The organism is Nitrincola lacisaponensis (assembly GCF_000691225.1).
Classification (GTDB): Bacteria; Pseudomonadota; Gammaproteobacteria; order Pseudomonadales; family Balneatricaceae; genus Nitrincola; species Nitrincola lacisaponensis.
In genome coordinates, this window is record NZ_JMSZ01000015.1 from 12,859 (window position 1) to 33,020 (window position 20,162).

Annotated in this window: 15 protein-coding genes; 5 read left to right on the top strand and 10 right to left on the bottom strand. The window is 49.9% G+C overall.

Features of this window, described 5'->3' with window-relative positions:
• Positions 1 to 6 precede the first annotated feature (6 nt).
• Positions 7 to 648, bottom strand: a complete 642-nt coding sequence (locus tag ADINL_RS02410; protein ID WP_036543602.1) for a response regulator — start codon at positions 646 to 648, stop codon at positions 7 to 9.
• Positions 645 to 1,811, bottom strand: coding sequence for a sensor histidine kinase (locus ADINL_RS15820; RefSeq protein ID WP_084154355.1), 1,167 nt, complete (start codon positions 1,809 to 1,811; stop codon positions 645 to 647). The genes ADINL_RS02410 and ADINL_RS15820 overlap by 4 nt, the downstream gene beginning before the upstream one ends.
• An 81-nt stretch (positions 1,812 to 1,892) precedes the next feature.
• Here ADINL_RS15820 and ADINL_RS02420 point away from each other — a divergent pair, with 81 nt between their 5' ends.
• Positions 1,893 to 3,038: a DUF418 domain-containing protein gene (locus ADINL_RS02420; RefSeq protein ID WP_084154356.1), complete on the top strand. Its 1,146-nt coding sequence runs from the start codon at positions 1,893 to 1,895 to the stop codon at positions 3,036 to 3,038.
• A gap of 521 nt (positions 3,039 to 3,559) precedes the next feature.
• On the opposite strand, the gene ADINL_RS02425 is transcribed toward ADINL_RS02420, so the two are convergent.
• From ADINL_RS02425 to ADINL_RS02435, 3 genes are all read right to left on the bottom strand, one after another.
• Positions 3,560 to 3,982 (bottom strand): hypothetical protein, encoded by a 423-nt coding sequence (locus tag ADINL_RS02425; protein ID WP_084154357.1) that lies wholly within the window; start codon positions 3,980 to 3,982, stop codon positions 3,560 to 3,562.
• 219 nt (positions 3,983 to 4,201) lie between these two features.
• Positions 4,202 to 5,128 carry an alpha/beta hydrolase family protein gene (locus ADINL_RS02430; protein ID WP_036543609.1) on the bottom strand — a complete coding sequence of 309 codons (927 nt, stop codon included), beginning with the start codon at positions 5,126 to 5,128 and terminating at the stop codon, positions 4,202 to 4,204.
• 296 nt (positions 5,129 to 5,424) lie between these two features.
• A complete protein-coding gene (locus ADINL_RS02435; protein ID WP_036543611.1) occupies positions 5,425 to 6,465 on the bottom strand; it encodes a zinc-dependent alcohol dehydrogenase family protein in 1,041 nt (346 codons plus the stop codon).
• A gap of 146 nt (positions 6,466 to 6,611) precedes the next feature.
• Between ADINL_RS02435 and ADINL_RS02440 the strand changes: the two genes are divergently transcribed.
• On the top strand, positions 6,612 to 7,076 hold the full coding sequence (locus ADINL_RS02440; protein WP_036543613.1) for an Lrp/AsnC family transcriptional regulator: 465 nt from the start codon (positions 6,612 to 6,614) through the stop codon (positions 7,074 to 7,076).
• Between the two features lie 168 nt (positions 7,077 to 7,244).
• A complete protein-coding gene (locus tag ADINL_RS02445; protein ID WP_036543615.1) occupies positions 7,245 to 7,757 on the top strand; it encodes a sigma-70 family RNA polymerase sigma factor in 513 nt (170 codons plus the stop codon).
• Here the strand turns inward: ADINL_RS02445 and ADINL_RS16175 are convergent.
• The 4 genes from ADINL_RS16175 to ADINL_RS02465 form a co-directional block, all read right to left on the bottom strand.
• A complete protein-coding gene (locus ADINL_RS16175; protein WP_084154358.1) occupies positions 7,744 to 8,151 on the bottom strand; it encodes a YbaN family protein in 408 nt (135 codons plus the stop codon). The two genes, ADINL_RS02445 and ADINL_RS16175, sit on opposite strands and share 14 nt — an antisense overlap.
• Before the next feature lie 130 nt (positions 8,152 to 8,281).
• Entirely contained in the window at positions 8,282 to 9,493 is a 1,212-nt protein-coding gene (locus ADINL_RS02455; RefSeq protein ID WP_036543621.1) for a tetratricopeptide repeat protein, read from the bottom strand.
• 94 nt (positions 9,494 to 9,587) lie between these two features.
• Complete coding sequence (locus tag ADINL_RS02460; RefSeq protein WP_036543624.1) at positions 9,588 to 12,785, bottom strand: TonB-dependent receptor; 3,198 nt, start codon at positions 12,783 to 12,785, stop codon at positions 9,588 to 9,590.
• Between the two features lie 213 nt (positions 12,786 to 12,998).
• Positions 12,999 to 13,952 (bottom strand): FecR domain-containing protein, encoded by a 954-nt coding sequence (locus tag ADINL_RS02465; protein ID WP_051632495.1) that lies wholly within the window; start codon positions 13,950 to 13,952, stop codon positions 12,999 to 13,001.
• Positions 13,953 to 14,159: 207 nt separating this feature from the next.
• On the opposite strand from ADINL_RS02465, the gene tadA reads away from it, so the two are divergent.
• The gene (tadA, locus tag ADINL_RS02470; RefSeq protein WP_051632514.1) at positions 14,160 to 14,627 is read left to right on the top strand and encodes a tRNA adenosine(34) deaminase TadA; all 468 of its coding nucleotides are present in this window, start codon (positions 14,160 to 14,162) and stop codon (positions 14,625 to 14,627) included.
• Here tadA and mltF read toward each other — a convergent pair.
• A complete protein-coding gene (gene mltF, locus ADINL_RS02475; RefSeq protein ID WP_051632496.1) occupies positions 14,601 to 16,100 on the bottom strand; it encodes a membrane-bound lytic murein transglycosylase MltF in 1,500 nt (499 codons plus the stop codon). The genes tadA and mltF overlap by 27 nt on opposite strands.
• Positions 16,101 to 16,207: 107 nt before the next feature.
• Between mltF and purL the strand changes: the two genes are divergently transcribed.
• Complete coding sequence (gene purL / locus ADINL_RS02480) at positions 16,208 to 20,110, top strand: phosphoribosylformylglycinamidine synthase (protein ID WP_036543628.1); 3,903 nt, start codon at positions 16,208 to 16,210, stop codon at positions 20,108 to 20,110.
• Positions 20,111 to 20,162: the final 52 nt, after the last annotated feature.

The window sequence follows — 20,162 nt, forward strand, 5'->3', positions numbered from 1 at the left end:
TGTCAATTATATCAAACCAATTTCCAGAGCTTTCAGAACAGCTCGGGTTCTGTCGCGCACATCGAGTTTGCTCAGTATGGATGAGACTTGATTTCGAATGGTGCCTACGGATTTGTGAAGTGCATCTGCGATCTCCTGGTTTGAGTAGCCTCCTGCTACCAGTCGAAGCACTTGAGTTTCTATCTCGGTTAGCTGCTCAACTACCAGAATGTCGTTAGTTGCCATCTGCTCTTTGCCTTTTTCGACTCGACAGGTGACAGCAGGCTGTAACCAGGTTTTGCCCTGTGCAAGGCTCAGAATAGCATTGGTCAGTGCCTTAAAACTAACATCCTTGCGGAGATAGCCTTTAGCTCCCAGCTTGATGCACTCCAGTACCAGGTTATGATTATCAAACGTGGTAAGGATCAGGACGGGCGTGTTTATATTCCTGTTCTGCATTTGTCGTAGTACATCTTGACCATTAACACAGGGCATTTGCAAATCCAGCAAGAGTACATCCGGTTGATGGCGGGCAATCAATGAAATCACCTCTGTCCCATCATCTGCTTCTGCAACGACATGCATATCTGGCCTTAACTGAACCAAGCTCTTGATGCCCTCGCGAATCAGATTCTGGTCATCCACCAATAGTATCTTGATATGTGTCATATGGGTTCCGGTATTCTGATCTGCAGATTGAGTCCGCCTTTGTCTGTGTTCAGGATCAGGCGGCCGTCCAATGTGCGAACCCGTTCCTTCATTCCACATAAGCCGTTACCTGGCTTTATAGGGAATTTAACCCTGCCATTGTCTTCAATAGTGAGAAGCAACTCTCCTGTATCTCGTATCAGGCTCAGTCGACAGTGTGTTGCATGACTATGTTTCAGTACATTGGTGATGGCTTCTTGAGCCGAGCGAAAGAGTATTTCTGCTGCTCTGGCGTCAGAAACAACCAGGTCAGGTTCAATGACTACCTGAAGATCCAGGTTGTCCAGATCATCAGTCAGAGCAATGAGTGCACTGTGCAGATCCAGTTCATTGCTGCTGCGCATATCCAATACCGCTTCGCGAACATCACTGAGCAGGAGTTGGGCGATACTTTGCGCCTTGATGATATGCGGTTGTGCATTATCCATACTTATCTGACTGGCTACTTCCAGTTGAATGCTGAGCGCAGTTAGATGATGTCCGAGAGCATCATGAAGGTCTCGCGCAATGCGCAGGCGTTCATCGCGCCGGGTGGTTGAGTGGAGGAGGCTCTGTGTTGCACGAAGCTCACGTAGCAGGTGTGAGTTAATTTCCTTGGCCTTGCGCTCCTCCAGCATGCGATTGGATGCATAGAAGGAAAACAGGTTGAGGAGAATAAACAGGATGATGTTGAACCAGGCAAATTCGGCAGGCATTTGAAGAAAGTAGATCAGAGGCGTCGCAACAGCGACCACAAGGATTACCGGCGCGCTAAGATATTCACTCAGTTGCGCAATCAGCAGAATGGCCAGAATGACAATGACACCATTAGGAAACAAGAAAAGCAGAATAGACAGTCCAGCGGCTTGAAGGATCAGACCTCGATAATTGATCTGACGGGAAAAAATTCGCCAGACTACCCCAGCGATATAAAGTGCGAAACATGTCGCAGTCAAAGCGATATTGGGCAGGGTGAAACTGAGTCTGTTGTGTACATCCGGATAATCAATTTCCCAGAGGTAAAAGGTAAGGGAAAACACAAAGGCCCAGGCAATGATGCTCAGGGAAAGGTCGTATATTTTGTATTTGGCAGTCTGATGTCCATTCATCTGGTCAGTATTCCATAGATCGGGGTCTGCCAGCATAGGGCAAATGTCATTACATTTGTCACATGCGATGTCTGTGTGCTTCAAATAGTCTGTCCTTGTGTGTAGCGATAGTCAACGATGAAAAAAAGGAAAGGTGGTGAAATGGACGGGCAGCGCAATGATGAAGTAGATGTGATCAGAATGGTGGCATTGATAGGAATCTGCATCGTCAACGTACCGTTTATGGCATTGCCGGTGGAGGCGGTATTCATGGTGCCAGCCAATGCACCCGACATGCTGGGTGCCTTCATTGTCGAAGGCCTGTTTCAACTTAAGTTTTTCCTGCTGTTCTCTTTTATTTTTGGATGGGGGATGGCGATTCAGGCACGTACAGCTGAGCGTTCCGGTCAGGCGTTTTCCGAGCGCTACTTTCGCCGGTTGATGGGGCTGGCTTTGATAGGTGTTGGGCATGCTGTCCTGGTCTTCAGTGGTGACATCCTGTTGCTGTATGCTTTGTTGGGCGTCTTGCTTTGGCTATTAAGGGGGAGCTCTCCACGTTTCCTTATCTATTTTGCGTTCAGTATGATCCCCGTCAGCCTCGCATGTTTGTCAGTACTGGCAGTTGTCATTGATGAGTTGCTCAAAAGCGATATGATCAATATTGGGGTTGAGGGGCATCATCTTGCGGGCTCATTTGTTCAGGCGACACAGGGGCGGCTGCATGAATGGCCAGTGACCTTTCTCTTTTTATTGTTCTTACAGGGACCCTTGGCGCTGGGCGCATTTAGTTGTGGCCTGGCTGCGGCCAAGACCAACTTCTTTGTGCCGGGAAACGATGGGTTTTTGGCCCTGAGGTCGTCACTGCCTCTACTGTTAGCAATCGCATTACCTTGTAATCTGCTCTATGCAATGACTATGAGCGGAGTGATTCCAGTCACTTCTGAATGGTTGAGTTTTGTCGGGTTTATTGTGATTGGGTTGGGGGCGCCAGCGTTATCTGCTATCTATCTGTATTTGATCATTATTGCTTCTCGTCGCTTCAGCTTTCCATTGTTGCTTTTGATGGCAGGCCGAAACTCTCTATCGACCTATATTTTACAAGGGGTTACATGTGGCTTCGTTTTCAGTGGCTACGGGCTAGGATTATTCAATCAGTATGGACTTTTGGCACTGGTACCTGTCTCGGCTTTGATCGGTATTCTTTCCATGTTGCTTGTAGGTGGTTATGCCAGATTGTTTGGTCGTGGACCTCTAGAACCTGTATTAAGAAAAATCAGCGATTGAAAAGGTGATTATTATTATGGATTGTGTCAGAGTTTTTTCTACACTAATATTTTTATTTGTATCTGTCAGCGCGATCGCCAAAAACTAATCAGAGTCTGATAACTATTTGATTATTTTTGTTGGCAGATGCTAGGACAGTTTATACCAGTCCCACCAATACCGGAGTAGCACGCACCACCAACACCGGCATAACATGGACCGCCGACACCGTCGTACGCGGGGCCTCCTGGTCCTGCATAGCATGGACCACCGGGGCCAGCATAGCCTATGCATTTTTTAGGTTTTACTGTCGACGTTGATTGGGAAGTGCAGATGCTTGGGCAGTTTATACCGGTGCCGCCAATGCCAGAGTAGCATGCACCACCAACGCCCGCATAACATGGGCCACCGGGGCCTGAATAGCCTATACAGCTGCAACTGTCTGTAGCGAACACTGATTGGGAAAAAATGACTGACAATAGACAGCCTAATGCCATGATTTTTTTCATTGTTGTTCTCTTCCTGCATATAACTATCAAGCGTTAGTGGGCGGTTTGTTGAGCGGTTGTTTGTTTATTAGGCTTCTTGTCAACTACAACAGATTCGCCCATCTTTACCGGCAATTGATCTGGGTAGTCGTAGCCGACGCCTTTACTGTGATCGATCATTGCGCCAATGCCACCACCAAAGACGATGTTCCCATACATTGATCCAGCTACTCGTGATATGGCTTTCAATATACCGTCAGGCATTCCTTCTTTCTTGCAGGTCACTTCAAGGCCTTCGTTGGATTTCCTCACACTTACGCTTGCTGGTGCTTCTGAATGCCACTCGCCCTTGTCATTTTTAAGTCGACACTCAGCATCAACTGGGTTGCCTTGATAGCTGGCAGTGAGCAACAAAGTCTGATTCTCGTTCTGGGTGATAGTGGAACAGCCGACGCTGGTGATGGCGGCTAATGTCATAACGTAGATCCTGATTCTCATTGAAAATCCCTCTGTATGGTTGCTATGAATGGTCCAACTAACGCCTCAGGTACGAAAGGTGGATTCATGCCTCCGATAATCACTTATCTTGTTTCAAGTGATTCAAGTGTATTTTCAGGAAATGTAAGCGTCATGTGTCAGAAGGCATATTGCCCAATATCCATGTGGTAGATGCAGTTTGCAATCGTGCTGTATTGGCTAAGTTTTAGACCTCACCCAGTTGCTAATCAGCTCTTTTACTTCTTGCATCATAGGTTTTTCCCCTGCGTTTTTATAGCTAAGCAAGGTGGGGTTTTCTTCTTGGGTTCGAAGCATATGATCCATGTTTTCAATAATATGAACCGTGGTTTCACTTTGCGATATTGATGGTATTTGACGGGTGTCATCAGGGTGGCACTGAAAATCTTTACTACCGCCAATAGCCAAAATTGGGAGTTTGTTCTCTCTCAAATACGTTTTAATATCGTAGTTAAATGTCTCCCTATAAAACTTGGTACTAACGCGTGAGAAAGAAATCCACATCCGCTTGGAATTTGTTTTCTCCACTTTCCGTCTGAGATCTGCCACGCTTTTTGCTGGGTCTTTTGTATGAAAGAGCCACCTGGCCAATATCCCTTTTATCCCTGTCACTTTTGCCAAATCCTGATTAAGCACCTCGGAATTTTTTATGAAATCCTCTTCGAAGCTGCGTATGCTTGCGCACAACATGATAAGGCCAGCAAGATTTGGTCTTTTAAGGCCAATTTCTGGTGCTAATACCGCTCCCTCACTGTGCCCAAGTACGTAGATGCATCTTTTATCAACTTCGATCCGCTCGCCAGCATAGTCTATAGCTGAGCAGGCATCATTAACCATTTCACTCAGCCCTGAATTTATAAAGCTCCCACCGCTTTGAGCGCAGCCTCGTTTGTCATATCGCAGAGCAGCGATACCCTTTTGGGCAAAATATTCGGCTAATAACTTAAAGATACGAACATTAAATCCAGATATGTTCCCGTCGCGATCTTGTGGGCCACTTCCGTGCACCATGACCACACATGAGCAGGGCGACTGATTTGCAGGCAGCGTCAGCGTGCCAGCAAGGGATGTCCCGGCAGATGAAAAAACGACTTCTTCGGTACGCATTTAAGCTTCCCCTTAGCAGCTAATCGCTTTAGTTTAGGTAAGTGTGCTGCAGTTCGTATGCGTGTCCCTTTGATAACGGTGGAAAAGTGTTGCGACTTGTTTGGCGTTACTTAAGGCTCAGATCTGGGTGAACAATGGCATATTTCCGCGTCTGCGGAAAGTGCACAAGAGCTCAGGTAGTTGAAGTTGCAAAGGCTACAGCGAAGCTTTCACCTGCATCATCAAAGAGCTGTGACCGGCTTCGGTTTTTTCTGTTGCTTCTTGCCTAGCTTTGTATTGAATTCAGTCACCCAGCCTTAAAACCGCGTAACAACCGTGACGCCAGGTGAGCTCTGCTCGTTCATCCGGGTCAGGGCATCGATGGATTCTTCGAGGCTGATCGTTTTACCTAGCAGTTTTTCCGGGGTGAGCTTGCCGGACTGGATCATAGCGAGCATGGCATCGTATCGGTGTGCTTGCATGCCATGGCTGCCAAGAATCTCCAGTTCGTGGGCGATGACTCTGTCCATCGGGATAGCGGGTGTGGCCTGGTCAGCCAGTAGCAGTCCGACCTGAATGTGTTTACCCAGTTTGCGCAGGCTTTTGATCGAATTGACACAGGTCATCGGATGGCCAAGTGCATCCAGTGATACATGTGCGCCTCCTTTGGTGATTTCCCGAATGGCGTCGCTGACATCGGGCGTTTCACTGGCGTTTATTGTTGCCACTGCTCCGAGTGATCGAGCGAGTGCCAACGCACCTTCAGAGATGTCGACCGCGATTACGTTGGCGCCTACAGCGGTGGCGATCATAACAGCGGACAGTCCTACGCCACCACAGCCATGAACCGCGACCCACTGTCCTGCCGAGGTCTTGCCCTGGTCGACGACGGCTCTGAATGAGGTTGCAAACCGACAGCCCAGGCTCGCTGCGGTGGCATAATCCAGGGTTTTCGGCAAATGCACCAGGTTAACGTCGGCATGATGCACGACCACGTATTCTGCAAAAGAGCCCCAGTGTGTGAATCCTGGCTGGGTTTGACTGCCGCATACCTGATGGTTGCCTGAGTGGCATTCCGGGCAACTGCCACAGCCTGCCACAAAGGGCACGGTGACCCGGTCTCCAACCTTGAAGCGACGTACGTCACGGCCAGTGGCTTCGATGATGCCGGCAAATTCATGTCCCGGTACATGAGGCAGGATGATGTCTGGGTCATGGCCCATCCAGCCGTGCCAGTCGCTACGACAGACGCCGGTGGCCATGACTTTTATCACCACCCCTTCAGGAGTCGGTGTGGGATCTTCTACTGTCATGATTTTAGGTGTGCTGGAAAAGTGTTCGTAGACGACGGCTTTCATCTCTGGGTCCTCTTGATTGGCAGTTGAACCGGTCATTGAAAATTGTACTGTTTCAGCGTCGAAATAGCCTTGCGAATCCGGGTTGAAAGATTGCTTGAAAAGAAATAGTCTGCCTTTTTTATATTGTTTATAGAGTGATTCTTTCTATGAGTGATTTGGATGGAGTTGATCTTGACATACTCAAGGGGGTTCAGCGAGACGGTCGCTTGTCGAATGCAAAACTGGCGCTGCAGCTCTCTCTTAGTGAAACACCCTGCTGGCGGCGTTTGAAGCGGTTAGAAGAGGAGGGGTATATTGAAAGCTATCAGGCTAATCTGGACCGCCGCAAGTTGGGATTTGGGGTGATGGCGTTTGTCCAGTTAAGCTGTACAGAACATGACGAAGCCACTACCCGGGCATTTGTTGAGATTATCCAGCAGTCCGATAATGTGCTTTCTTGCCATAACACGACTGGTGATGCAGATTTTCTGCTCCAGGTCGTTGCGAAAGATCTGGATGATTACAGTCGTTTCGTTGAGCAAACGCTTCGGAGGCTTCCCAGTGTGTCGGCGATCCGCTCCAGTTTGTCGCTGCGGGAAATCAAGTCTTCCAGTCGTCTACCGCTGGGATGAAATGAGTATGAGTTTTTAATCCACTGATTCCTCAGGTATGTAGAAACGGTTAATTTCAGAGTAGATTTTCACTGAGTCAGAAAAGCAGAAGTACTTGCATCAGGCTTCGATATTAATAATAATGATAACTAATATCATTTAAGCGAGAGCCTATCGGAGTAGTGGTTCATGACAGCTATTAGTACACAGCATGCGGAGCAAGTTGAACAGCTGTACCTTGAAAACCGTACGTGGCTATCCATTTTTATCCAAAGACGTCTTGGGTGCTCGGATGATGCGGCTGATCTAGTGCATGATACCTACTTACGAGTTCTTAAGAGTAACCATATTCCATCTGGTGTAGAGTCGAAACGTTTTCTAACACATATTGCCAAAGGTCTGTTGATTGATCGATATCGACGAAAGCAATTTGAAATAGCCTATCAAGAGCACTTGAAAAGCCTTCCTGAAGTACATGCGCTTTCTGCAGAAGCGCATGTGCAAATGATAGAAACGCTCATGGAAATTGATACTTTGCTGCGCAGTTTACCGGATAAGGTGCGTCAGGCGTTTATATACAGGCAACTGGATCATTTAAGCTATAAGGATATTGCGGAGCGCCTGTCAGTATCGGTCTCCTCTGTGGAGAAATATGTAGCTAAAGCGCTTCAGGTCTGTATGGCAGGCATTAATCAGGATTGATGATTTTTGTTTTAGCTTTCAATGGGCAAGTGGTTGGCATTTCAGGTCGACTGGCCAGCCAGATCATTACTACTATCATGATGGTAGGTGCCGTGCATTTAACCCATAAGGGAGCGCTACTGTACAGCAGTATGAAAGTACTGGCGAGCATACTGAGCCCCGCTATCCACTTTGCCCGACGGGGAACGGCACGATGTGTTTGCCATTGGCTGATTAAGGGGCCGAAGCGGGGGTGCCTCAAAAGCCAGTCATGCAGTTTTGGCCAGCCTTTGGAGGAGGCCCATACTGCTGACAGCAGAAAGACTGTTGTAGGCAAGCCAGGCAGGATGGCGCCGATAAAAGCCAGCCCGACAAAAAACAGAGCCAGTAAACGCCAAAATGCAATGATCAACATAGGTGGATGACAGGGCTTTGTATGTCTGAATGAACGGTTAGTATCATTATGTTGCCTATGTAGATTTCCTAGAGTTACCTTATATACCGAATGACATACCCGCTTCCGTAACAATACATTAGGACTGTCTTTATCGGGTATGGTCTTTTACTGTTCTGGATCGGTTGCTATAAGGTCTTGCCTCACCAGGCTTTCCCCAGGCTGTGTACAGAGCAGCCAGATTATCCAGTGCGATCAGCAGACTATCCTCATCAGCTGCCGGAATACTGTCCAGTAACGCCAAGGCTTTTAAAAACAGGGGCTCTGCTTGTGTATATTGACGCTGGTTGTAATACAGTGTTGCAGTATAGCTGGCCACTTGTGATGCTTCCAGCGGCCGTTGATTCAGCTGGTCATGTAGCAGCAGACTCTGCTCCAATAAAGTCAGAGCGGCTGAATTATCTTTTTGTGAAAGCTTCAGGCTGGCCAGGTTTCCCAGAATCAGTGCCTGTTCGATTGATTCACTCATATTCAGCTGATCCAGCAGATCAAGCGCTTGCTGGTACATACTTTCGGCCTGTTGAGGGTGCCCAGTCATTTGATAGTGCAGTGCCAGTTCATTAAGGGATTCCAGTATTTGCAACATGTGCGCATGATTTGGCGGTGACATCTGTTGTAGCAGGTCTTTGGCCTGTAGCCATGTGGCCATTGCCTGTTGATATTGCTGCTGCGCCATTTGCGCCTGTGCCAGCAATATCAATAAATCCGCTCTATCCGATGCGCTATCGGGCTGCGGATTATACTGATCCATCTCCTCGAAGCCTGCCAGGGCATTGCGGATCAGCTTTTCCACTTCAGCATACTGGTGTTCCATGGTGAGCATCCGGGCTTGTTCCAATACCGCCTGCCACAATTTACCCTCACCGGTATTCATCAGCGTGAGGTAATGCTCAATCGACAGTTGATAAGCCTGTCTGGCCTGTTCGAATTGATGGGCCTGTTGCAATAGCTGCCCCTGGTTGAATAATAACTGACCTAGCTGTTCCTGATGTTCGCCAGACGTCTGCCTGCTCAGTTGCACCGCTTGAGCCATAGCGGCTAAAGCCTGATCAGTTTGCCCCTGCGCGGCATAAATATATGCGAGCATATTCAGACTGCTGGCCTGGTAGGCAGCACCATTATCAGCCTTTTCAGCCACACGTATGGCCTGTTGTATCGCCTGTTGCGCTTGTTGATAGTCTCCGTGTTGATAGGCTTCAGTCGCCTGAGACTGAAACGCATGCCAGTCTGTTGTACTGGCATGCGGCTGCAGGCTTAAAAATAATAAGCTCAGGATCAATACACTAAGATGACGTTGTCGCATAAAATTCTCACTATTGGGCTTAGTATTCAAAAACCTTAATCAGGTCATGCACCTCAAGTTGTATTGGGTAACGTGTTACCCAATTTATCATTTTCTAAAAATTCATGTTTAAACTTAGTTTTAAGACTCTTCCGGGGGCTGCCATCATTGAGCGAGTGACTGGATCCACATAATATTGATCAGTCAAGTTGGTGCCTGTTAGTTCTATGCCCATGTTCTCGTTAAATTTGTAACTGGCGTAGGCATCAACCAAGAGTAGATCATCCCAGGTAAAGGGGGTATTGAGGCCAAATTCATGGAAGTGCTCTACCCAGCGATCAAGGTCTTTATTTTCATGAGCCTTGTAGTAGGTCAGGCGAGTGCCCAACTCCAGTTTTCTATCCAAAAAGCGCCCCCCCAAAGTCAGATTGCCGGACAGGCTGGGGATCGCCTGGGTTAACAAATAACCACCACCGAAGCCTTGCTCAACGCATCGAGCAATAGATAGGCTGGCTTGCCCAACAATACTCTGACGACTACTTGCATATTGCGCACTGTGTTCGTCACAAACCTCGTTTTCCAAGATATAAGACAAGCCCAAATCAGCAAAAAAGCGGCCAGAGTCATAACGTGCCTGTGTTTCAATGCCGCGGATGGTTTGCTGTTCTATATTGCTAAACGTCCACCGTTCATCGCGCTCAATCACATTTTTGGTTTTATGTTGAAAGTAAGCCAGCTTGAAGTCGGCATATTCGGCCTTTATCCAGGGTGTCAGGTCCTGAATAAAGGCCAGTTCATAGTTAAAGGTGTGTTCTGGTTCAATGTCGTAGTAGATGTTCTGATTGGCCGAAAAACCGATGGTACTTTCAAACATACTGGGATAGCGTTTGGCTTCGCTGTAACGGAAATAGATTCGGCTGGCATCTGTTAGTTGATAGGTGGTCGAGAAAAAGGGGGTCCAAGCATGCCCTCGTTGGGTTTTGGCAGTGATATCTTCTTCATAAGTGAGTTCCGCACGCTTTTCATTGACGGCATCAGGGGCACTACTTATGGCCGAATTCTCCCATACTCTGCAATTTTCGACGTCCGCTAACTCACCATTTGTACAGGGGCTTTCATCCGAAAAGTATCTGCCTTTGCCATCGTGATACCATGCCGAGGTATAGAGTTTGTCGTATGTTTCACCCACCTGAACTTGCTGGTTAGCCCCTTGTGTTGCGCTTTGATGTGCTCTAGTGGCTATTTGCTCTTCTGTCCATATGCCGCCCACAAGACCATTAAGAAGTTCTACATTCTGAGCATAACTGGTTTGATAAATAGCATCCCAGTCGTCTTGGGTATAGACGGCCTCACTTGTCCAGGAAACAACACGCCCTCGATAGGCTGTAGCGCTGGTTGGCATATTGCCAGCTTTCTGCTGCTGATCCAGATAGTCATCAAACGCCCAGTAGGAGGAGTAGCGCGCGCCAGCTGAAAAGCTCAGACGATCAGTCGGTCGCCAGTCAAAATTGAAGTTTGTTTCCCATTCTTGTCTGCGCCCAGCCCGGGGTAGACTCCAGCTACCATTCCAGCTATCAGGGTCATACTCCAGCCCAGCAGAGCGCAGTTTTTCGTATTGCCAATTGCCACCCAGGGTCAAGTCCAGTGAGTTCAGTAACGCCATTTTATTGCTAAGGGTAATACCGGTACGCTCGTTATCCTGGCTGCGCAGAGCGGTGTTAAAAATATACGGATCGTCTGGATGCGTGCTTGGGTGATGAACAAAGTTCGGTGTACCACCTGCGGTATAGGTGTCACTGCGGGTATCGGTATGCCATAGATTGGAATAGAAGTTTATCCAGCGGTTACTTTCAGGATTTAAGGTGTATTCCATACTGTAGGCTCTGGCATCCACCTGACTCAGTGGCCACTGAATTCTGCCGGAACCTGATTCATAGCCAGAGCTCTGGATGCGGGAAGGCATCACCTCGCCATATAGGCTGTCTGAGTGCCGAAGTGTAAAACTCAGCTTCTCTTCATCACTGATTTTCCAGGTCAGTTTACCCAGCCAGGACTCCATCTCGCTGGAGGTATTCATTACCTCGGTGCCAGGGGGAAACCCTAAGGCCAATCCGCGTAGCGGATTGAGCTCGGCCAGTGTGGTACCGCGCGAATCATAGACATTTGAGTAATAACCTGCATTGCGTTTACCCGAATAGTGATTACCTTTTTGTCGATAGGCATAGGCCAACATGGCATCAAAGTCTTCGTGACGCTTGCCCACCGCAAGACGCAAGGCATAATCATTACCAGAGAAGGGATTGTAGTCGCGGCTGTTTTTGGGTTCGACTCGAAGTGTTGGATCGCCTAAAGAACCCAGCATACCTGGAGTAAATCCTGGAATATCGCGATAGTCCATCCCTGTATATAAGCGCGGCACACGTGGGCTCACCGAGCCACTGCTGCCTTCAACCTTCAGCTCCGCACCAAAGTCCTCGCCGGGTTTAACAATGTCATCAACCCCAATGGTTTTAGCGACGATAGCGCCACCCACACCACTGTAGACATTGCGTTCCAGACTTGGCCCCTTAATCACCTGAATACTGCCAAGCAGATTTGGATCAATATAGTTGCGGTTGGTGGCACCGTTGTAGCCCCGCCAAACAGTAATGGCCTGCTCTGTACCATCAATGGTCAGCGGCACCCGCCCAGGGCCTTGAATACCGCGGATATTGGGATCCATCGATCCACTATTGCGCGCATCACCACTGAAAACGCCAGCAATACCTTGCAACAAATCCGCAGGGTTAGCGCCCTTATAGCGTTCAATCTCGGTTTTACCGATATAACTGGTCGACATGTCTCGGTCATAGACATCGTTATAACCTTGTTCATCACGGGTGAGGGTAAAACCGCTACCAAACACATTAATCGTATCCAGCTGTACAGCATCCGCATTGTCAGTGTTTGCCAGGTTGCGTTGTTGCTGTAAGGCTGTTGCTGAGCCAATACGGTAAACACCATCATCTTGCTGGATGGCTACGAGCCCGGTGCCATCCAGCAGGGCGCGCAACCCTTCATGTGCGGTGTATTGACCCTGTAGCCCCGGACTGGTCTGTCCTTGCAGCAAAGCGCCATCCAGATAAAGTTCCAGGCCAGCTTCCAGTCCAAAACGGTTCAGTACCTGGTCGAAATTGCCTGCCTGGATGTTAAAGCTTTGCACGGTTGATGCAATGGTTTGTGCCGAAAGCGGCTGGGCGTAGAAGGGCGTAATTCCCGCCAAGGAGAGGCTGATTAAGACGGCGTTAAGTCGTAAAGAGAGTTGTTGTGACATGATGAATTCCTGATGCTGTTCATTAACACATGGGGTTTATACCGAACGAAAACCAGAAATCCGTAATTAAAAATTAAATGATTTGGATTATTATTTGTAACTGTAAGATCACCATGGTGATGATTCAGGGGTTCTAGGTGGGTCTGTCTATATACCGAGCAAGAGCTCTGAATCCATAAACGCAAGGCTTGGGATTCTCAGCAGTGTTGAATGTTAAATCGGTAATAAGGTGATCCAGTAGGGGGTGATTTGTTGTAGCCTGACTGGAAGGATTTCAGTGAGTTGATGAAGGATACGGGTGGTGTCTTGTAACGAGAAAATGCCTGTGACAGTAAGATTTGACAGTTTGGGACTGACCCGCAGTTTACCTGTGTGGTAACGCGAAATTTCACTGATAAACTGGGTCAAAGGCATATTGGTTGCAGTTATTTTTTGCGTTGTCCAGGTGATGTTTACAGCATCTGCAGTATGGTTTTGTAACAGCCTGGATTGTGTGAAATCAGCCCCGAATCCTGCTTCGATGATAGTCTGTTCCTTGGACTGTGCGTGTTGAATTTGTACTCGGCCTTCATAGACTGCCAGTTGGTCATAAAGAGGCATTAGTCTTACAGAGAAGCGAGTTCCGAGTGGGCGAAGTGTGCCTTCTCGTGAAATAACTGCAAATGGTAAGCGGTGTGGAGCAGTTTCAACGTATATTTCTCCCTCATATAGACGTATTTCACGCTTTTGGTCGCTGAAGTTTATATCGACCTGGGTAGAGGTGTTGAGAAACAGATGGGTACCATCAGCTAATACAGTTTTTAGAATTTCACCTTTACGAGTAGTGTAGTCTCTTGAATGGCGTTGGCTTGAGTTAAAATATTCAGTAGCGAGGAGTCCAGTGCCTAGCGTTAGACTGGCATACGTCAAGAATTGACGGCGTGAAACTGTTTTTTGTTGTCTTAATAGTTTGCTGCTGGTCTTGGGGTCAGGTAACACCTGAAAGCGCTGTTGTAGCTGCTGTACTTGCTGCCATGCATATTCATTTTCCGGTGCTGCTTGTCTCCAGGCCTGACAGGCTGCATGGTCTTTTTCAGTGGCGTCGTCTGCCCATAGTCTTGCTAACCATAAGCAGGCTTGGTCTATGGCGTTGTTGGTTTGTGTATGTTTCCCTTGAGTTTTACTCATAGCGTAGATCTCGGATTAACGTCCTGACAGCGAGTAGTGTCACATAAAAATTGCCATTTAAGCAAATGGTTATCATTATTGTTTAAGGCGGTGTGATTTAAATTCTGACCAACAATCAAGAAGGTCTCTGTGTTTGATATCATGGTATCGGGTAATGGATTAATAGGAGAGCTGTGACACGTGGCAGATCAGGCAGATATTGACTGGATGAAGCAGGCGCTGGTGCTGGCGCAACAGGCAGCGGCTATGGGTGAGGTGCCGGTCGGTGCATTGGTGGTGCTGGACGGTCAGGTCATAGGTCAGGGCTATAATCAGCCGATCAGTGCACATGATCCTTGTGCGCATGCGGAGATTGTGGCGCTGCGGGAGGCTGCTCTGCGTGTCGGTAATTATCGTTTGCCGGGTGCTCAGGTGTATGTGACGCTGGAACCCTGCATGATGTGTACCGGGGCAATGGTGCATGCGCGTATTGAGCGTTTGATCTATGGCGCCAGTGAACCCAAGGCGGGTGCAGTGCAGAGTCGTTTGCAGGGGTTTGAGCTGCCGCATATTAATCATCGTCCTGCGGTGACCGGCGGCGTGCTGGCGACTGAGTGTGGAGAGCAGTTAAGTGCATTCTTTCGTACCCGACGGGCACTCAAGCGCGCATCAGAGGCTGGGGGCAAAGTTACGTAGAACCTTTTCGCTGATGTCGCGGAAATCTTCTGCGCTGTCGGCATTAAGCAGCAGGTCGGCATCATCCGGTTCCAGGCTCTCTCGTGCCAGAAGCTGATATTCCCATTCAAAAACATCAATGTAGCGTCGAATGTTATCGACATAGCGAACCGGCTCATGGCCACGTGCGTAGCCATGACGAAGTTGTGTGTAGTAGCGCTCCTGTGCCAGCTTGGGCAGGTGTGTGCGTACATCGGCCCAGCGGTCCGGGTCGCCGCCTAGCTGCTGGGTGAGACGTCGGGCATCTTCCAGGTGACCATAGCCGATATTATAGGCTGCCAGGGCAAACCAGGTATGGTCTGGTTCAGGAATCCGTTCAGGTATCCGCTGTTTTACATTGAGCAGGTATTGGGCACCGCCCAGTATGCTTTGTTCGGCATCAGTGCGATCTTCTATACCCACTTCGCTGGCAGCAGCGTTGGTCAGCATCATGACACCCCTTACGCCTGTAGGTGATACGGCATCCGGGTTCCAGTGTGACTCCTGATAGCCGACAGCGGCCAGCAGTGACAAATCAAATCCGGTATTTTCGACTGCCTGTAAAAAATAGGGCGCCAGTACCAGAAAGCGTTCACTCAGATGGCTACGAAATGACAGGGTGTCAAAGAAGTTCAGCGGATTTTCCTGAGTGAAGTAGCGAGCTTCCAATTCGCTGATCAATGTCTGAGTCTCGGGTTCTGAGAAAAAATCCTGCAGCGCATTGATCAAGGAGGTGTCACGTTGCAGTGATAGCAGCCAGCTGACCGGAATGGGGTCGCCCAGCGAGAAGGCTTTCTGCAGTCCGGGAAAAAAGGAGCGCTGAGTGCCAAAGAAGAAGGTGTCGACGACGGTGTAGTCAAGTTCGCCTTCATGTACGGCGCGCAGCAGGTCGATGCTGTCGCGCTCCTCATCGATAACCAGATCGATGTTGTCCTCGGCGGTGATCAGCGCGCGCAGGCTGCTTTCGTGGCTGGTACCGGGCAGGACGCCAATACGGCTTCCTTTCAGGTCATCCATCGATTGCGGAGCTCGGCGGCCCTGGCGTTGTCGATAAATCACCGCAGAGTTGCTTTCGCGGTAGATCGGCCCGGTAAAGAATAGCTGGCGGCGCTGATCGGTTGCCAGCAGATTGGCGGCCAGTAGATGAGCGCTGCGGTTGTTCAGGGTTTGAAACAGGTCAGGGTAGTCACGGCTGACGCTGAGTTCAAGTTCAACACCCAGATAATCGGCAAATGCACTGGCCAGTTCATATTCGAAGCCAGCTGGCTCTCCGCGTTGCAGATACCAGGTCATGGGGCTGTTGAGGGTGGCAACCCGGAGTTTACCCTGATTCTTGATGAGTGACAGTTGGGTGGCGTTGTTCAGACTGATGACGACCACAGCAAAGACCAGACCCAGCACCAGCAGGGTCAGAATCAGTTCTCGCAAGAAGTTGGCTTTCTGTGTCGGTATCATGGCTTCGCTTTTCTGGTATCGAGTGCCCCAGTTCGGGTAAACTATACACTTAATTTCCCGCTGTTAATGCCTGTTATAACAGGCACCAAAAGAGGCTCGAAATCGACATGCTCGTTCTGCGTGGGGCTCCCGCTCTCTCAACGTTCCGTCACGATAAACTGTTATCTCTTCTTCAGGCCCAGGTCTCTCAGGTTACAGGCCTGTACGCCGAGTTTGTCCATTTTGCAGAAGCCCAGGCACCGCTGGATGCCGATGCAGAAGCAGTGCTGGAGCGAATTCTGAGTTATGGCCCTAAAGGCCGGGTGGAAAACCCGGATGGGCAGCTCTTTCTGGTGATGCCACGGCCTGGCACCATTTCGCCCTGGTCCAGCAAAGCCACAGATATCGCACATAACTGTGGTTTGACGCAAATAAATCGGTTGGAGCGAGGGCTAGCCTACTATATTCACAGTGAAACTGCACTGGACGCTGACGCCAGTCAGGTGATTGCGGCCCTGCTGCATGACCGGATGACGCAGATGGTGGCCGCGTCTATGGCCGATGCCAGCAGTCTGTTCCGTCATGAGTCGCCCAGAGCGTTAGGTCATGTCGATGTGCTGCAAGGTGGTCGTGCGGCGCTGGAAAGTGCCAACCAAACGCTGGGTCTGGCTTTGGCAGATGATGAGATTGACTATCTGTTGCGTAGTTTCATTGAATTGCAGCGTAATCCGACCGATGTTGAACTGATGATGTTTGCCCAGGCAAACTCCGAGCATTGTCGGCACAAGATTTTTAACGCCAGTTGGGATATCGATGGTGAGGCGCAGGACAAGTCCCTGTTTGCAATGATCCGCAATACCAATGAGGTGGCGGGTGATAATGTCTTGTCGGCGTATAAGGATAATGCTGCGGTGATCCGGGGCTCTGATGCCGGACGTTTTTATCCTGATCCTGACACAGCGGCTTACGGCTACCATCAGGAGCCGATTCATATTCTGATGAAGGTGGAAACGCATAACCACCCGACGGCTATCGCGCCGCATCCCGGTGCCGCCACTGGTTCTGGTGGTGAGATACGTGATGAAGGCGCTACCGGTAAGGGTGCTAAACCCAAAGCGGGTCTGACCGGTTTCAGTGTATCGGATTTGAACATCCCGGGTTTCGAACAGCCGTGGGAGTCGAGTTATGGCAAACCTGAGCGGATTGTGACTGCACTGGATATTATGCTGGAAGGTCCTATCGGCGGAGCGGCGTTTAATAATGAGTTTGGTCGCCCCAATTTGACGGGTTATTTCCGTACCTTTGAACAGTCTGTTCCCGGCGCAGCCGGTGAAGAGGTCCGGGGGTATCACAAGCCGATCATGATTGCCGGGGGTATGGGCAATATTCGTGAATCACACGTTGAAAAAGGCGAGATCCCTGTAGGCGCCAAGTTGATCTGCCTGGGTGGTCCGGCAATGTTGATTGGTTTGGGTGGTGGTGCTGCATCTTCCATGACCTCGGGTAGTTCAGCTGCAGATCTGGATTTTGCCTCAGTTCAGCGTGATAACCCGGAGCTGGAGCGTCGCTGCCAGGAAGTTATTGACCGTTGCTGGCAGTTGGGTGATCGAAACCCGATTGCCTTTATTCATGATGTCGGTGCGGGGGGCTTGTCAAACGCCTTTCCTGAACTGGTGAAGGATGGTGGACGCGGCGGCCACTTTGAGCTGCGTAACATTAATAATGACGAACCGGGCATGTCGCCGCTGGAAATCTGGTGTAACGAGGCGCAAGAGCGTTATGTTCTGGCGGTGACACCTGAAGATATGCCGCGTTTTGAGGCGATCTGTGCACGTGAACGTTGCCCTTATGCGGTTGTGGGTGAGGCGATTGATGAGCAGCACCTCACCTTGAATGATCAGCACTTTGACACCAGGCCGGTCGATTTGCCGATGAGTGTGTTGTTTGGTAAGCCGCCAAAAATGCATCGTTCGGTAAGCCGGATCAATTATGAAGTGCCTGCCTTTGATGCGGCCGATATTGAGCTGGAAGAGGCGGTTGAGCGCGTGCTGAAGTTGCCGGCGGTGGCATCCAAGTCTTTCCTGATTACCATTGGTGACCGCACGATTACCGGGCTGGTAGCACGGGATCAGATGGTTGGCCCCTGGCAGGTGCCGGTGGCAGATTGTGCCGTAACCGCAGCGTCATTTGATACCTATGCCGGTGAAGCCATGGCGATGGGTGAGCGTACACCTCTGGCTCTGATTGACTCTCCGGCATCGGGTCGCATGGCGATTGGTGAAACCCTGACCAATATTGCGGCGGCGCGTATAGCGGATATCCGTGATGTGAAGTTGTCTGCAAACTGGATGTGCGCAGCGGGTCATCCTGGCGAAGATGAAAAACTTTACGATACAGTTCATGCGGTGGGTATGGAGCTTTGCCCCGCATTGGGTATTACCATTCCGGTCGGCAAGGACTCCATGTCCATGCGTACGGTGTGGCAGCAGGATGGTGAAGACAAGAGTGTGACTGCGCCCATGTCACTGATTATCTCAGGCTTTGCTCCGGTTGTGGATGTACGCAAGACATTGACGCCGCAGTTGGTCGTCGATCAGGGCGAAACTGATCTGCTGTTGATTGACCTGGGTGCCGGTCAGAACCGTCTTGGTCTGTCAGCGCTGGCTCAGGTATATAACCAGGTGGGTCAGACAGTTCCGGATCTGGATGACGCGGATCAGATGGTGGCCTTCTTTACCGCAATACAGGAGCTGAATGCGCAAGGGCTGATTCTGGCATACCATGACCGTTCCGACGGTGGTTTGTTTGTGACTCTGGCTGAGATGGCATTTGCCGGTCATTGCGGTATCGATGTCAATCTTGACATGTTGGCATCATCGCTTGATGAAGTGCCAGCCGCCTTGTTTGCTGAAGAGCTGGGTGCTGTGTTGCAGGTGCGCCGTGAAGTGACAGAGCAGGTGCTGACTGAGTTGAATGCGGCCGGGCTGTCAGAGTGCGTCTGTGTGATTGGTAGTGTCAATGCCGACGATACGCTGAATCTGTATTTCGATGAAGAGGAAATTTTCAGTGAAAGTCGTACGCTGTTGCAAAGCTACTGGGCAGAAACGTCTTACCAGATTCAGTCGCTACGTGATAATCCCGAGTGTGCCCAGCAGGAGTTTGAGCAGATTCAGGACCGTGAGGACCCTGGCTTGCATGTAGCCCTGAGCTACGATGTCAACGAGGATGTTGCGGCTCCCTATATCGCCAGTGGCCAGAAGCCGATGGTTGCCATTCTGCGTGAGCAGGGTGTCAATGGTCAGGTGGAGATGGCGGCAGCCTTTGATCGTGCCGGCTTTACGGCAGTCGATCTGCATATGAGTGATATCCTGTCGGGACGGATTTCTCTGGAACAGTTCCAGGGCTTGGTTGCCTGCGGCGGGTTCTCCTATGGTGATGTCCTGGGTGCAGGAGAGGGTTGGGCGAAATCAGTACTGTTCAACAGTCGTGCACGTGATCAGTTCGCGGCATTTTTTGAACGTGAATCGACGTTTGCGCTGGGTGTGTGTAACGGTTGTCAGATGATGTCGAATCTGCATGAGCTGATTCCGGGTGCAGAGCACTGGCCGCACTTTGTGCGTAATGAATCAGAGCAGTTTGAGGCGCGTGTCGCAATGGTTGAGGTGCAGTCCAGTCCTTCGGTATTCCTGCAGGGAATGGCCGGCTCCAGAATGCCGATTGCAATCGCGCATGGCGAGGGTCGTGCTGAATTTGCTGATTCGGCTCACTTGCAGCGGTTACAGCAATCCGGTGATGTGGCGCTGCGTTATGTAGATAACCGTGGTGTGGTGACTGAGCGTTATCCGGCGAACCCGAATGGTTCACCTGCCGGTATTGCGGGTGTCACGACACCTGATGGGCGTGTCACCATCATGATGCCACATCCTGAGCGTATGTTCCGTGCGGTACAGCACTCCTGGAAGCCGGATGATTGGTCAGAGGATGGCAGCTGGATGCGTATGTTCCGTAATGCGCGTGCCTGGCTGAAATAGTTCTGTATGACCGGCGGGTGCCAGGGAAGGGTGCCCACCAGGTTATCAAGCC